The sequence below is a fragment of the Nocardia sp. NRRL WC-3656 genome (assembly GCF_000720265.1).
Taxonomy (GTDB): domain Bacteria; phylum Actinomycetota; class Actinomycetes; order Mycobacteriales; family Mycobacteriaceae; genus Nocardia; species Nocardia nova.
In genome coordinates this window covers 1-13,616 of the sequence record NZ_JOJF01000053.1, presented here as the reverse complement: position 1 = coordinate 13,616, position 13,616 = coordinate 1, and the positions used below count along the sequence as shown (strand labels likewise).

The 13,616-nt window shown below is 65.5% G+C and carries 13 protein-coding genes; 5 read left to right on the top strand and 8 right to left on the bottom strand.

Going from position 1 to position 13,616, the window contains the following annotated elements:
* Window positions 1–141: 141 nt before the first annotated feature.
* Window positions 142–681 carry a hypothetical protein gene (locus IG65_RS0133090; protein ID WP_030518875.1) on the bottom strand — a complete coding sequence of 180 codons (540 nt, stop codon included), beginning with the start codon at window positions 679–681 and terminating at the stop codon, window positions 142–144.
* Between the two features lie 712 nt (window positions 682–1,393).
* Here IG65_RS0133090 and IG65_RS0133085 point away from each other — a divergent pair.
* Entirely contained in the window at window positions 1,394–1,843 is a 450-nt protein-coding gene (locus IG65_RS0133085) for an HIT family protein (protein WP_197040010.1), read from the top strand.
* A gap of 145 nt (window positions 1,844–1,988) precedes the next feature.
* On the opposite strand, the gene IG65_RS38240 is transcribed toward IG65_RS0133085, so the two are convergent.
* Window positions 1,989–2,162, bottom strand: a complete 174-nt coding sequence (locus tag IG65_RS38240) for a hypothetical protein (protein WP_156055912.1) — start codon at window positions 2,160–2,162, stop codon at window positions 1,989–1,991.
* A 211-nt stretch (window positions 2,163–2,373) separates the two neighbouring features.
* Between IG65_RS38240 and IG65_RS0133070 the strand changes: the two genes are divergently transcribed.
* Together IG65_RS0133070 and IG65_RS38235 are read left to right on the top strand one after the other, a co-directional pair.
* On the top strand, window positions 2,374–2,679 hold the full coding sequence (locus IG65_RS0133070; RefSeq protein ID WP_156055911.1) for a hypothetical protein: 306 nt from the start codon (window positions 2,374–2,376) through the stop codon (window positions 2,677–2,679).
* 67 nt (window positions 2,680–2,746) lie between these two features.
* Complete coding sequence (locus IG65_RS38235; protein WP_156055910.1) at window positions 2,747–2,917, top strand: hypothetical protein; 171 nt, start codon at window positions 2,747–2,749, stop codon at window positions 2,915–2,917.
* Window positions 2,918–4,514: 1,597 nt separating this feature from the next.
* Here IG65_RS38235 and IG65_RS0133060 read toward each other — a convergent pair.
* Together IG65_RS0133060 and IG65_RS38230 are read right to left on the bottom strand one after the other, a co-directional pair.
* On the bottom strand, window positions 4,515–5,099 hold the full coding sequence (locus tag IG65_RS0133060) for a hemerythrin domain-containing protein (RefSeq protein WP_255359501.1): 585 nt from the start codon (window positions 5,097–5,099) through the stop codon (window positions 4,515–4,517).
* A gap of 614 nt (window positions 5,100–5,713) precedes the next feature.
* Window positions 5,714–5,926, bottom strand: a complete 213-nt coding sequence (locus tag IG65_RS38230; protein ID WP_156055909.1) for a hypothetical protein — start codon at window positions 5,924–5,926, stop codon at window positions 5,714–5,716.
* Window positions 5,927–5,983: 57 nt separating this feature from the next.
* Between IG65_RS38230 and IG65_RS0133050 the strand changes: the two genes are divergently transcribed.
* Both IG65_RS0133050 and IG65_RS0133045 read left to right on the top strand, forming a co-directional pair.
* A complete protein-coding gene (locus tag IG65_RS0133050; protein WP_369801642.1) occupies window positions 5,984–6,955 on the top strand; it encodes a haloalkane dehalogenase in 972 nt (323 codons plus the stop codon).
* Between the two features lie 152 nt (window positions 6,956–7,107).
* Window positions 7,108–7,599 carry a MarR family transcriptional regulator gene (locus IG65_RS0133045; RefSeq protein WP_030518870.1) on the top strand — a complete coding sequence of 164 codons (492 nt, stop codon included), beginning with the start codon at window positions 7,108–7,110 and terminating at the stop codon, window positions 7,597–7,599.
* Window positions 7,600–7,658: 59 nt separating this feature from the next.
* On the opposite strand, the gene IG65_RS0133040 is transcribed toward IG65_RS0133045, so the two are convergent.
* The 4 genes from IG65_RS0133040 to IG65_RS0133025 form a co-directional block, all read right to left on the bottom strand.
* Window positions 7,659–8,123, bottom strand: coding sequence for a DUF1772 domain-containing protein (locus IG65_RS0133040; RefSeq protein ID WP_051757301.1), 465 nt, complete (start codon window positions 8,121–8,123; stop codon window positions 7,659–7,661).
* 57 nt (window positions 8,124–8,180) lie between these two features.
* Window positions 8,181–9,014, bottom strand: a complete 834-nt coding sequence (locus IG65_RS0133035) for an SDR family oxidoreductase (RefSeq protein WP_030518868.1) — start codon at window positions 9,012–9,014, stop codon at window positions 8,181–8,183.
* A gap of 337 nt (window positions 9,015–9,351) precedes the next feature.
* Window positions 9,352–10,365 (bottom strand): SDR family oxidoreductase, encoded by a 1,014-nt coding sequence (locus IG65_RS0133030; protein ID WP_231509595.1) that lies wholly within the window; start codon window positions 10,363–10,365, stop codon window positions 9,352–9,354.
* 30 nt (window positions 10,366–10,395) lie between these two features.
* Window positions 10,396–13,131, bottom strand: coding sequence for a LuxR C-terminal-related transcriptional regulator (locus IG65_RS0133025; protein ID WP_030518866.1), 2,736 nt, complete (start codon window positions 13,129–13,131; stop codon window positions 10,396–10,398).
* Window positions 13,132–13,616 lie beyond the last annotated feature (485 nt).

The following is a 13,616-nucleotide window of genomic DNA, read 5'->3' as shown; positions in this document are numbered from 1 at the left end:
AGGATATACTCAACACGCTCGCCCTGTTCTATGGTGAGCGGATAACCGGAAACTAGCAGGACAATTCACCGTTCTGCCCACAAAAATTCCGACACTCCCGGATCGGTCGCACCCCGGGGAACGCGTTACGGACGGTGGAGATCAGCCGGTGCCGGAGGTGGGAGGTGTGCGGTACCAGGTTTGAACGTCGGAGAGGGTGGCGGCGGTCGCGTTGACCAGTGGTGCGCCGAATTGTTCGGTGTCGCCGGTGGCAATCACGAACCGGGCCGGCGCGGAGCCGGTGACAACGAGGGTGTAGGTGCCGGCCTGCGCGGCCGAGGCGGTGTCGGCGAGGGTTAGGTAGGAGGTCTGGGTGAACGGTTCGAAGAAGGGGGCGCGCGCGGTGTTATCGAGAGTGGTCACGGCTCGGTCGGGGCCGAGGATCGACAGTCGGGGCAATTGCGGGACGGGTAGCTCGTTCTCGGGGGCCAGATCGGGAATGAGGAGCTGGGCATGGAAGGGCTCGCCTCTGGAGAGTTGGATGCGGACCGCGCGTGTGTCGCCGACCGCGCTGGTTCGGCCGTAGAAGGCGAACGAGACGGTTCCGATAGGGGCGAGTGGACTCGTGTCGAGGGCGTCGACGGTGTCGTCCGAGCCGAGCAGGACCGGGGTGTGCGCGGCGGCCGGTGCGGCAAGGCCCACCAAGGCCAGGGCGCTCGCGACGACAGTGAGAATGCGCCGCCGCGGTGCGCGTGGTCGAACTGCTCTCGGTGTGTCAGGATCTGCGTGATCGCCTCCTCGACTCCGGTTCCGATGCTGGTCGGCACCGGGATATGGGCATCGCGCGACAAAAGACGGACGGCTGGTCATCGGCTCATCCTCCTGGCGCTGGCAATGTTGTGCAGGGACCTCGACGAGCACGCTGCCTCCATCGGCCAACGGAAACGCACCAATTCCGTCATCGCGCCACCTCGCTGTCTCGACGAACGCGCCTGCTTACCCCCACCGCCTGGTTCCTGCACCAACCCAACCCAACGGACGCTATCGATGCTAGGCGGCCTCCACTGGTAAATGTCCTCGCGGCCGCCGATCATTGCACAGGGCCGAAAGCCTCACAGGAACAGGACTTCAGCACCGAAACCGGTCGAGGGCCAGACCGGTAGGGCGGTGACCTCGGTCGCCCGGGACCACTGCTCGGGCTCCCTTTCCGACACACCTCGAGACGCTCACCCAGCGCAGTCGGTCAGCCGGAAGAATTGATCGCCGACGGATGCGTCAGATTGGGGTCTACCCCAAAAAGACAGCTCACATGCATTCAGAGGAAGTTCACATGCATTCAGAGGGGTCGCGCTGGCCGCCGGTTCGGTCAGCACGGTATGCGGCATGACGGTGCGTTTGTCGATACAGTCGCGCGGTGGGGAATGAGTGTCTTATCTGCGAAAAGCATGGCGGCATAGGCCGCTTGGTCGGCCCGGTGATCTACGCCGATGATTTGGTTGTCGTGACGCACCGCCCACTCTCCGAGGGTGTGCCGATGCCCGGCTACCTGTTCGTCGAAACGGTCCGTCACGCACCGACCTTGGCTGATCTGAGCGATGCCGAGGGTGCTGCCGTTGGGTGGGCGGTTCGCCGCGCGGCATACGCACTACGCACCGAACTGTCCCCCGATTACGTGTTCTCACCGATCACGGGGCGTAGCGTCGCGCACTTCCATCAGCATGTGTTTGTCCGCCCCGAAGGCACTCCCGACACCGTGAGTTGGTTCGCCTCCTGGAGCGACGGGCCGCATGTCGATGAACCCATGTTGGCCACGCTGTGCGAGCGGCTCGCCGTACATTTCACGAAGGACGAGGTACCGCTCTAGTTCTGGGACGCTCACCCAACTCGGCAGTAGCGGACGTTCGAAAGAACCGCGGTCGCGGTTGTGACGCTGGGGTGTACCCCAGATCCACGGATCAGGTGCACGGTCGAGAGGCCAGGTTCGATGTGACCGAGTTACGGCGGAGAAGCTACGCCGTGCCGGCGGGCCGGCGCAGGCTCACCAGGATGAGCAGCGACAGCAGATCGATACCGCCGGTGTCGTCGAAGACGTTGGCCCAGGCAGGGATTCCACCGTGGTCCTGGGCCTCGCGCATGAGTGCGGCGATCGGGTCGGGATGCGTGACAACGATCTCGGCCCACATTTCGTGCTATCCGGCGAGCACATCGCCGAACTGGGCGGTGTCACCGACGTGCCGGCCGATCGGGGTGCCGGGCACCGGCTACTCGGCCCCCTCGGTCGAGCAATGTGAGACATGCGGTGGCACAGCTGGATCCACGTCTGTATCGAGCTGACGTGTAGTGCGCTGTGGCTTACCCTCGAAGAGGACACAGAGCTGCAGGGGGATGATCGTTATGCCGAGCCTTCGTGAGGAGTACGAGGACGTGCGGTCCCGGCTCAGCCACCTGGATCGGCGTGAACGATCTGCCCGGGTGTACGGGATCTTCTCCAAGAAGCTGGATTCCCTCGACTACAAACTCCAGCGTGCGGCGCTCCCGCTGGACGAGCGGGTCGAACTCACGAAGCTCAGCGACCATGTCCGCGGCGTGCTCGACCGGCGGCTGCGCGACCTGCAGCACCCCACGGTATGGAGCCCGCAACTACTACCGGAGCGCCCGGAACGAGGCTGGGGCTTTGGAGGATTCGATCGCAGCCGCTAAGTGGGCCAAGAGCGGTCGCCGGAAATCGGTCCGTGGGAGTCGCCGCACCGAAACGAAGGACAAGACCATGAAATGGTGGATCCGCCCGGCTGGACTCTCCCTCGGACTCGCAGTATTCGCCGCCGCGCTCCTGGCCGACGATTGGGCACCGACCCGCGCCGCCTGGTTTGCGGCCGGCTGGCTCGCCGCAACCGCTTTCGTGTTCGCCGCCGAACTACGGGGGGAACGCAAGTCGTGACCGAGCATTACCTCAACCGCGCCCAGGTGGCGGAAATTCTCGGGGTGCAGCCTGGAGGGCTGGAATTATCCAGTCTCCCGGCTCCCGACGTCGTCGTCGGACCCGTGAACGCTGACGGCACTATCCCGCGGGGGTCGGTGCGGGGGTGGTTGCTGGAAACGATCGAACGCCACAAGGCCGAACGCGCCGGCTGCGGCCGACCGAGGAGGCGGGAGAAGCCGTGACCGGTCGAGGGGTCCGGGTAGTAACCGCCGAGAAGACAACACATTTGGGCTCGGCCCGGATAGCGGGGCCGCTTCACGCGCGGACGGTGCGGGGTCGGCGTTGTTCGCGGTCGAGGTAGTCGCCGAAGCAGCCCGACGACTGCCTCGTCGACGGTGTTCCATGTTCTCGTGCTGATGAGGTGGTTGTTTTCGTCGAATGTCTGCCACCGGCCACGGTCGCCGGCCTTGGCCTGGCGCGCGATTTTGCCGATGTAGCCGTACCCCAAACGGACTTCTCGGCGGCATTCATCGATGGTTCAGCTGGCCTCGGATTCGATGAGGTCGAGTTGCTTTAGGCAGTACCCCGAACCGGCGCGCCGCCGGGCGTTCGTTCGAGTTGATGTCCCGCTCAAATGCTTCGCGCAGACTCCGAGCCCTGCGAATGGCCGAGAGATTCGAAAACTGTTGCCACTCAGGGGATATGACCGAATCGTGGCATTCGTTCACATTCTTTGATGATCCTGTGCCACAGATTTGCGACATGCGCACAGTCTGATGTAGCGCTGCCCGGCAAGAGCTCTGGCGCCGAACCGATACCGCCTGGCCCCACTGCATGCTTGTCGGCAGTACGCAGGCGAGCATGACAGCGTCCACCGACATGTACCGGCACCGCTCGAACGCCGGGGCGGGCACACGCGCGGGCGGTTGGATTCGAGACCACCGAGGTCGGTCGCGGGTCGCTGAACCGGCAGGTCGCGAGATCTCAGATTGTGATCCCGATATAGCGGCGCCGACGGCGACCTGGTCCCACCATGGGGTGAGATGAGTGCTGCGACGCCGCCGCCGGCGGTGACCGGGAGGCCGATGGCGACTTCTTCGCTGGTGCCGTTGCCGTCATCGTCGCCGAAGTCGCCCCCCGCCGATAACGAGGAGGATCGCGATGCCGTTCTCGTGCAGCATGATTCGGCGTAGTTGTGTCCGGCCGGTGTCGACGACGCGGACGTTCGCGCCCGCGGGGACGAAGATTCCGTCCAGTCGTGTCGAGCTGGCGCGGACGTAGATGGTGTTGTCGGTGGGCTCGCCGCCCTCGGCGCGGCCAGCGAACCCTCGTCGTCCCGGTTCCCGACGAGCGCATGGGCCAGCGCGTCTGTGCTGTCGTCGAGACTATGCCGGCGCGGCCCAGCCGACGCTGGAGGAGATTCAGCGGGCACTGCCGGAAAACTCCCGCCAGTCACAGGATCCCCCGGTCGATGCTGCGGGTGGGTGAGGTGAAGCGCACACCGGGGGGCAAAGCCGACCATCGCTGGGCCATAGTGGTGGCTTCGGAGTAGCAAGATCCTCAGGGCCTGCAGTTCTCGGATATCCGTCGTGAAATACCCTCCAATGCTCCTGAATCATCGCCACAGAGCCTTGCTGTTGTAGCGCCGCCGCAAAACCAGCTGGTTGGCTACCGCGACCGGGCCGGGCATCGCCGCCAGGAAACGCCTGCGCTGGTCGGGTGTGGTGTCATCCAGCACCCACGGTATATAGACCGCCGCCCCCGACGGCCCCTGCTTGCGGGCCATCGCACTGCGGAAAGTGTCCCAGTCCTTCGGGGTCAAAACCTCTTGAATCAGTGGGAGCGCGCTGTTCTCTTCATGCGCCATGTGTTCGCCGAGGATCGTCGACAGCGTGTCGATGCGCTCGGGCAGGTCGGCAGCTCGCCTGGCGAGGGCGTCCTCGACCGCGGCCAATGCCGGATCCAGTGCCGCATGCTCGGCCTCCATCTCGGCCATCAGCGCCAGGTGGTCTGGACGGCCGGACACAGCGGCGATCACCTGGGGCCACAGTGCGGCGTCCTCGACGGTGTGGTGAACATGCAATTGACGGACGAAGTTCGACCACCCGGCTTCGACGCCGGGCGAGTCGGCGCGGCCGGATTCGGCGGCCACGGAGAGGCGTCGGAGGTCGCGGCGGAAGGCGTCGTGTGTTGCGTACATGACGGCGAAATCAATAGTCATCACAGGTCTTTCGATAGCGGAACGGACGGCTGACCCGCCCCATGGCGGATTCACGCAGCGCGACATCACAGGTTCAGCACTGGGCCGGGGATGTGAGGCTGCCTGGTTCGGCACCGATGTGACGCCGACTGGTGTTTCGAACCCGATATCCGTGGGGTAAAGTCACGCTACCAAGTAATCTCCTTTAGATACAATATGAAAAGCATATCACCTCTGTGATGGTCGTCACCGGGAGGCCGATGTTTCCGGAATCGGGTGGTGATGGTTTGTCGATTTCTTTTGATCTCACGGTCCGAGTCGATCCCCACCCGTATCTCCGGGCGAAGCATTCACCCACGCGCTCCTGACTCCGAAGTCTTTGCGCCCGTGGACAACCCCGCGACAGATCCCTGAACAGCGACGATCCGCAGCAAGCTCTCAATCAGCAACCAGAGCATCCAGCGCAGCGGGGCAGCCAGTCCATTCGAGCCTCGACAATCGGCAATCGCTCATCAGCTACACCCCACTGCCCTGAGCATCCAGGGCATCCCCCAGACACCTACAAACTATGAGCCTTTCATGGGCCGGTCCGTCTGCGTCGCCTGACGCTCCGCCTACTCGTCGGTGTGGATACTTGCCAGTCCGCCGGCGAGGCGTTGCAGGGGGACAGACCCCCACAGTTCGGCGATACGCCCGTCGCGCACTCGGAGGATCTCGAGCACGGTCGGCGCCGGCGGGCCGGGAATGCCGTGCACGCTCGTGCGGACGGCGGCGGCGCCGTTCTCACAAACCCTCCCGGAAAGCGAACGTGCAGATGAAATATCCATCACATATGATATGAGTATAATATTATTGCGGAAGCGCCTAGGCGTGAGGAGTGCGAGATGGTCTACGCGGAGGTCCCGGCCGGTACAGAACGGTCGATCGCGGTTGCGCGAACGCCCGAAGAGCGGTTCGAGGGGTTACCCGACTACCCGTTCGCGCCGCACTACGTCGACATCCAGGCCGGTGCCGGCATCAGCACGCGATTGCGGGTGCACTATCTCGATGAACGCCCTGCCGAGCCGTCGCAAGAGTCTGGAGAGACCATCCTGCTGCTACACGGAGAACCGTCGTGGAGCTTCCTGTACCGGCACGTGATCCCGCCCTTGGTCGAGGCGGGGCATCGCTGCGTGGCGCCCGATCTCATCGGGTTCGGCAAGTCGGATAAACCGATCGACCGTTTCGTGTACACGTATGAGGCGCACGTCGACTGGCTGGCGCACACTGTCTTCGACCATCTCGGCCTGCGCGATATCACCATGGTGTGCCAGGACTGGGGCGGTCTGCTGGGACTGCGTGTGCTGGCAGAGCATCGAGACCGGTTTCGTCGCGTGATCGCCACGAACACCTCGTTTCCGACCGGCGACCAGGACCTCGGAGGCTCCTTTGCCCTGTGGCTGCAGCTCAGTCAGCGTTCGAATCCCTTCGACATCGGTCAGGTCGTCGACCGCGGAACCGTGACCGATCTCGATCCGGCGATTCTGGCGGCCTACAACGCACCGTTTCCCGATGAGTCATATCTGGCGGGCGCCCGCCAATTTCCGCTACTGGTACCCCTCGCGCCATTCGACGACGCGGCCGCGGCGAACCGCCGGGCGTGGGACATTCTCGAGACGATGCAGACCCCGTTCTTGTGCGCTTTCAGCGACAACGATTATGGAGTCGGCGACGGAGCCCGGGTGTTTCGTGAGCACATTCCGGGCGCGGCCGGGCAACCACACGTGACGATCGTCAACGCTGGTCACTTTGTACAGGAAGATCAAGGCCCCGTTCTGGCCGGCACAATCGACGAGTTCATTCGATCGACCCGCTGAACCGATTGCCGGAGTATCCGCGGGTGACAGATGGGCTCCCCGCACGCAGTTCCAGATTTGCCTGCCCGGCCACGGCTGCGAGCCGATGGATCAGCGACTTCGGCTTTGCGTATGATATGTAAACCGTATAAACGTGGGCGAGGTGGCGCAGGATGAATTCAGCAGCAGGCAGGGCTCCCGCGCGGACCAGGCGCAGGTTGACTGCGGACGTGCGGGAAGCGTTGCGTGACTTGAATATTCAGCTGTCACTGCTCAACCGCAGATTCGGTGGCCGGGTCGAGCTCAAGGATATCGATTGGACATGCCTGGATCTGATCAACCGATATGGCCCGCTGTCGCCCTCCTCGCTGGCACGGCGGGCCGGATTGCATCCCGCAACGATGACGGGAGTCTTGGACCGCTTGCAGAAGGGTGGATGGATCGTGCGAGAGCGTGACCCGGAGTCCTCGGATCGCCGGGCGGTCACCTTGCGTGCCGTGCGCGAGCGGAACTCGGAATTGTTCGAGTTGTTCTCCGGGATGAACAACCGGATGGATGAGCTGTGTGCTCGTTATTCCGGTGCCGAGCTCGAGGTGATCGCCGACTTCCTGCAGCGGACCGGCGTCGCGGGTCGTGAGGCGGCGGAGGAGTTGGCGGAGGGCTGATCGCCCAGGTGTGCTGCCCGACTCGGTCGGCCGCATGTGTGGCTAGCGGCAGGAGTGGGTCATTCGGGCAGTCCAGCGTCCGGGCCGACTGGCGCGCACCGGGTTCCGCGTTGTGGATCGGTCGCATCGCCCCGGCGGCCGGCGAACGCGAGCATGCTCAGACATAGGAAGGCGGCGATCGAAGCGGCGGTGCGGACCGCGTGGGCAACCTGCCACCGATCCCGCTGGACCCTCCAGTCCAGCGGGGGCGACGATACGTTCCAACGGCCTTCCGCAGCGGTGATTTGCACGTTGACCGCCGACGAGATGGTGAAAACGATCAGCAGCAGAATCAGTGCGGCCAGCGCCCACCATCGAGCCGGGCCGGGCCGGCGGATGGTGAGGATCACCGACAGTGCCGCGCACAGCATCGCCGGGATCAGTGTTGCCCCGGCAAGCCAGGGGATTCCGATCAGGTTGACCTGCGCCACACGGGTATAGACCGAACCGTCGAACTGTCGCAGTTCCAGCTCCAGGACCAGCAAGGCAAGAAGAACACCTGCGTAGAGACCGACAAGTCGTGCGCAGGTGGACGGCTCGGGCTATGACCAGTCGTCCTTGTGGTCGGCTACCCAGGTGGCGAACGAGAGAGCCGGCCGGCCGAGGATGCCCTCGGCGTTGGTGTTCGCCGCGATCGGTTGCTCGATCTCGCGGGCGTATCGAGTCATCAGGGCGTCTACGAACCGCTGGTCGAGTCCGTGCGCGATCATGCCCGCGGCCGCCATCTCGGCGGAAACCTCGCGAAAACCCAAGGGGCGCTGGAGCGTTTCCCCGATGATGGCGACGAGCTGGTCGATCCGCAGCGACTCGGGGCCGGTAATCGGGACTTTCCGGCCCAGAAGTGAGTCATCGACCATCGCCCGGGCGATCACGTCGGCGACGTCGCGTTCGTGGATGAGGGGCTCCGCGAACTCGGCGAACGGACCGAACACCGTGTCGCCGTTGGCTACGTGATCGGACCACATCGGCAGGGTGTTCATCGCAAACGAACTCGGCCGTATGCTCACCCACGGTATTCCGCTGTCGACAACCGCGCGTTCGACGTCGGTATTGCGGTCGCCGTTGAACCATGAGGGCTGAAGTGACACGTCGTCGTCGGCGTTGATTGCCGACATCACCACCACGCGGCCCACGTGGTGCGCCGCAGCGCGAGCGAGCAGCGCGGCGATGTGGTCCTTGGCTGCGCGCGGATGGACGAACAGAGAATCGACGCCGCGCAGGGCGGAGTCGAGGTCCTCGGGTGTGACGGCCTCGGCGCCGCGGGGCAGGCGCGCGTCGGGTCGACGGGTCATCGCTCTGACCTGCGCTCCGCTCGCGAGCAAGGTGTCCGTGAGCGGTCGGCCGATCACCCCTGTCGCTCCGGTGACGAGATACATGGCAACTCCTTCTCCAGTTGGGTCCCGGACGATCCGGTGACCCTCGCACAGCGAGGTCGTCAGAGCCGCTGCGCTTCCAATGCCCAGACCGGCATCAACATCAGTCCGTCGGCGGTGAATACGGGGCGGAAGTCGTTGAGGGAGCGAACTGGCTCAACAATGTCTCCCGGGCGGACGGCCGCCCTCCATGTGCCCGGCTCGCAAGCCGACTATCGACCCAGACCGGCGCCATGAACGAGCGGCGCAATTCATCCTCCGAGACGGAATGCAGCCCAAAGGTTTCGACGCGGATACAACGAGTGCCGAGGAGTTCGATCGCATTGCGCGACATGGCTTGTCACGCTGTGAGGCCTCCGTCGGCAGCGATGCTCTGGCCTGTGACCCATCGAGCGTCATGAGAGGTCAGAAAACCCACGACATCGGCGATGTCCTCCGGCTCACCGAAGCGTCCCATTGGTGTGCGGGCGATCCGCTCCACCAGCATGTGCTTCATATGTTGCATCGCATCGGTATTCGTCGGTCCCGGCAATACGCTGTTCACGGTGATTCCCCGCGGCCCCACCTCACGGGCGAAAGTTCGAACCAACTGCTCGCCCGCCGCCTTGCTTGCCGAGTACACCGACACGGAAGGGTCGCTCGCGCGAGTGGCCGACGACGAGATGTAGACGATTCGGCCGCCGTCGCGGACCCGCCCGGCGGCCTCTCGGAACGCGACGAACGTGGCTTGGGAGTTGGCGGCGAACGACCGCGCGTAGTCCTCGTCGGAGGCTCCGGCGATCGGGCCGGCGGCGAACCCATACGCGTTGTGCACGAACACATCCAGGCCGCCGTACCGCTGTTCGGCCGCGTCGAACAGCAACGCCAGCTGGACCGGATCGGTCACATCCGCCTGCACGGCGGCGGCCTGTCCGCCGGCCCCTTCGATCGTCGAGACGACCTGCTCGGCGGCCTCGGCGTTGCTCTTGTAGTTGACGAGGACGCGCGCCCCGTCGGCGGCCAGACGCAGTGCGATCGCCCGGCCGATGCTGCGTCCACTGCCGGTGACAAGGGCGACGCGATCGGTATTCGGCATGTAATTCTCCATGGGGTGGTGGATGGAGTTCGGTGATCGGCGTGATCGGCGGTCGGCGCGGGAGGAGATGCGGGACCGGCCCCTGGAGGGCTGGTTATGGCAACCGGCCGGAGCTGCGATGATCTCGAGACGCAACCCGAACCCATCATGTCGGATCAATAATATATGCATTACATACTTTATCGGTACGACATGAATGGCGCAACCTTGCCGGCTGGAGCGGCGATGTGTCGCCGCAAGTCCGGCCTGGCGCTGGAGCCCAAAACTGAAGGCACGCACGTCGATCGAGAAGCCGCGAGGACACCGCTCCTAGCGAATCAAACCCAGTTGCCGTGCCCGGTCGACAGCCTCGGTGCGGTTGACGGCGCCGAGCTTGCCGAAGATGTGGGTCAGGTGCTTCTTGACGGTCTCGACACTGACTACCAGCTCATCGGCGATCCGCCGGTTCGATCTGCCCGCAACCAGCAGACCCAGTACCTCGCGTTCCCGGGCGGTCAGTTGTTCGACCAGCCCCGGCACCGTCGTCGTGGCACTCGACCCGGAATCGTGGACGACGCGGCTCCGGCCGAGCCCGTGCAACACCCGAGCCAGATATCGCAGGGGTACGTCGGGAGCGGCGTGTCCCTCCTGCCGGGCCGCGATCAGACGGCGCAGTAGCACGCCCATGGCGGCACCCTCGTCGGCGAAGACCCGAACGTAGCCTTGCTCATAGGCCAGTGTGAGCGCATCGGCCAGTATGTCGACAGCGGTGTTGTCCGCGCCTCGAGCGGCGAGGGCAAGCGCCCGTAGCGCCTGGATCTCGATGATGCTTCGCACATGGTCCCGAGTGGCCGTCGCGAGCATTTTCTCCAACAGTGCAAGTGCCGGGCCAGGCATGTCTCGGGCGATCAGCAACCGAGCCAGCACCAGATAGTCGGGCTCCCGGGAACAGTCCGGCTCGTCTTGCGCGCTCAGGCCACGTTCCTTCGTCCAGTGAGCCGCTGTGGCGAGATCACCCTGTGCGAGGTGCAACCGCGCCCATTGCACTGGAACAGAGGTGAACGGGTCCGCCATGGTTGTGCCCGGCGTGAGCCGCTCGGCCTCGCCGATCGCTTCCAGGGCCCCGGCCGGATCGCCCTCGGCCTGCCGAATCCACGCCAGCGTCGCCAGCCCCGCAGCCAGCGGCTGAGTGTAGGTCAGCTGCCGGCAGTGTGCGATGCCCTCGGTGACATCCCGGAGGGCTGCCTCGAGATCGCCCCGCTGGTAGGCCACCTCCGCCACGCCCACGTACCCCATCCCGGCAGTCGCCAGAGTCACCACACCGCGGGGTGCGGTGATCTCGAGTGCGCGCCGGTAGGTGCCGAGCGCTGCGTCCAGGCGGCCTTGGGCGCACTGCACCTGGCCGAGGTGGTAGTAACCTCGAACGGCCAGCGAACGCTCGTCCGCCGCGTGCCACTGGGCGATGCTCGAGGCGAACGCTTGCTCGGCTTCTCGGAGCCGGCCGCGCAGCCATTCGGCCATACCCAGTTGCCACCAGGTCAGGGACTCCAGCATCCAGTTGTCCTCGCCCAGTTCGGCCAGTGCCCGCGCGGCGAACGCGGCCGCTGCCTCGGCGTCGCCGTGCATGCAGGCGAGCCGAGCGCGCGCCACCGCGATGGCAGCGGGGACGTCGGCCAGCCAACTTGCGGCCCTGCCCACCGATGGCTCGAACGACTCTTCGCCAGGGTCGGCAGACGTGCGCTCGGCAGCGTCGAGCCGCGGGCCGGCCGCGTCCAGATCGCTACCCACCAGCGCCATCCACGCCTGCGCCAGGCACAGGCGTGGCCGGGATCGGATGAGTTCTGAGGGCAGTTCGCAAAGCCAGCGATGCACTGTTGCCTGCTCGCCGCGACGGAAGATCTCGTCGAAGTATCGCTCGATCACACCTGCGGCCCAAGTGGTGTCGCCGGCGCGCAATGCGTGGTGGACGGCCTCTTCGGCGAGCCCATGCGACTCACACCAGGCTCCCGCGTGTCGGTGCAGTGCCCGAGCGTGTCCGGGCCGTTCGTGCTGCAATTGGGCGCGGAGCAGCCCGGCAAACAGATGGTGATAGCGCCACCAGCCGCGTACCTCGTCGAGTGGCACGAGGAACAGGCCGGCCGACTCGATCCCTTCCAGCATCTCCTGGCTGTCCGCGCGGCCGGTGACGGCGTCGCAGAGCTCTCCGCTGAGACGCTCGAGCACCGAGGTCTCCAGAAGGAATCCGCGCACTTGCTCGCTCAGTTGCTCGAGTACCTCTCCGGCGAGGTAGTCGAGGATGTAGCGGTGGCTGCCGCTGAACTCGGCGGCGAACCGGGTTGGATTGGCCTGGGTTCGCAGCGAGAGCCCGGCCAATTGCAGCCCGGCCGCCCATCCCTCGGTGCGCGTGGTCAGCATCGTCACGGCCGCGTCGGGTACGTCGCCACCCGTCGCGCCACGCAACAGCGCTGCCGCTTCATCCGATGCGAACCGAAGCTCCTCGGCGCGAAGCTCAGCCATCTGACCGCGAGCCCGCAACCGTGCCAGCGGCAGCGGCGGGTCGGACCGGGTGGCCAACACCAGCCGCAGACCGGTCGGCAGGTGCTCCACCAGCAAGGTCAGGGCGGCGTGTACCGCCCGCACATCGATCAGGTGGTAGTCGTCGACGACCAGCCGTACCTCGTCCCCATCGGATCGGGCGTCGAACTCGTTGATCAGCGCCGTGACCAGTGCCTCGAACGAGGTCGGAGCGGGTGGGCCCAGCAGCGGGCTCAGCTGCTCGACGATTCCCGGGCGCGCCCGATCGAGGGCCGCCACCACATGCCGCCAAAAACGCGCCGGATCGTTGTCGGCCGCATCGAGAGACACCCAGGCAAGCGTTCCTCGACCACTGCGAGCCCACTCGGCCAGCAGGCCCGTCTTGCCGAATCCTGCCGGGGCACAGACCAGCACCAGCCCGTGCGTCAGAGCCGCGTCGAGCCGACCGACCAGCCGTGGACGGGGGACGAAGCCCCGGCGCAGTCCAGGCACACGCAATTTGGCGGCTAGCAGTGCATCCTGCTCGGACATGGCACCTCGTCACGGGTATGCCGCGGGCGGCTCAGCCGTCGACGATCTTCCGCTCAGCACGTCCAGCGAGCTCGGTTGCTGGCCGGGCCGATTGTAGTAGCGGGCCCCTCCAGAGGCTCCCGCTGCGGGATCGCTCGGCATAGGGGCAACCGGAGAATGCCGCGCCTGTTCCGGCTCCACCTTCGGGCCGCAGACCTGGTCGCAGATTCCACCTGGATATCCACCTTCGGGTGACGCGCCGACTCCGGGGCGTTCGTAGCGTATGAACAACGGAAATGCCCATGATCAGGAGGAATCGGCGATGGATGCGCCAATGCGGCCGGGTACTGATGCCCGCCGGGACCGTGAGCGGGTGTGACGGGGGCGGGTTGGCCGGCGCATTACGAGAGGTCAAGTCCAATTGCGTGGTGTATCGGGGTGATTGCCGCGTGATCCTGGTCGGTCAGGCGGTCAGTGCTGGGGTGTCCTCCTGTTCGCTGGGGTCG

Excerpts from the sequence above, each read along its gene's own strand:
- IG65_RS38230 (WP_156055909.1), bottom strand. The coding sequence starts at position 5,926 with ATGGATATTTCATCTGCACGTTCGCTTTCCGGGAGGGTTTGTGAGAAC.
- IG65_RS0133070 (WP_156055911.1), top strand. The coding sequence starts at position 2,374 with ATGCCGAGCCTTCGTGAGGAGTACGAGGACGTGCGGTCCCGGCTCAGC.
- IG65_RS0133050 (WP_369801642.1), top strand. The coding sequence starts at position 5,984 with ATGGTCTACGCGGAGGTCCCGGCCGGTACAGAACGGTCGATCGCGGTT.
- IG65_RS0133025 (WP_030518866.1), bottom strand. The coding sequence starts at position 13,131 with ATGTCCGAGCAGGATGCACTGCTAGCCGCCAAATTGCGTGTGCCTGGA.
- IG65_RS0133060 (WP_255359501.1), bottom strand. The coding sequence starts at position 5,099 with ATGTACGCAACACACGACGCCTTCCGCCGCGACCTCCGACGCCTCTCC.
- IG65_RS38240 (WP_156055912.1), bottom strand. The coding sequence starts at position 2,162 with ATGTGGGCCGAGATCGTTGTCACGCATCCCGACCCGATCGCCGCACTC.
- IG65_RS38235 (WP_156055910.1), top strand. The coding sequence starts at position 2,747 with ATGAAATGGTGGATCCGCCCGGCTGGACTCTCCCTCGGACTCGCAGTA.
- IG65_RS0133035 (WP_030518868.1), bottom strand. The coding sequence starts at position 9,014 with ATGTATCTCGTCACCGGAGCGACAGGGGTGATCGGCCGACCGCTCACG.
- IG65_RS0133045 (WP_030518870.1), top strand. The coding sequence starts at position 7,108 with ATGAATTCAGCAGCAGGCAGGGCTCCCGCGCGGACCAGGCGCAGGTTG.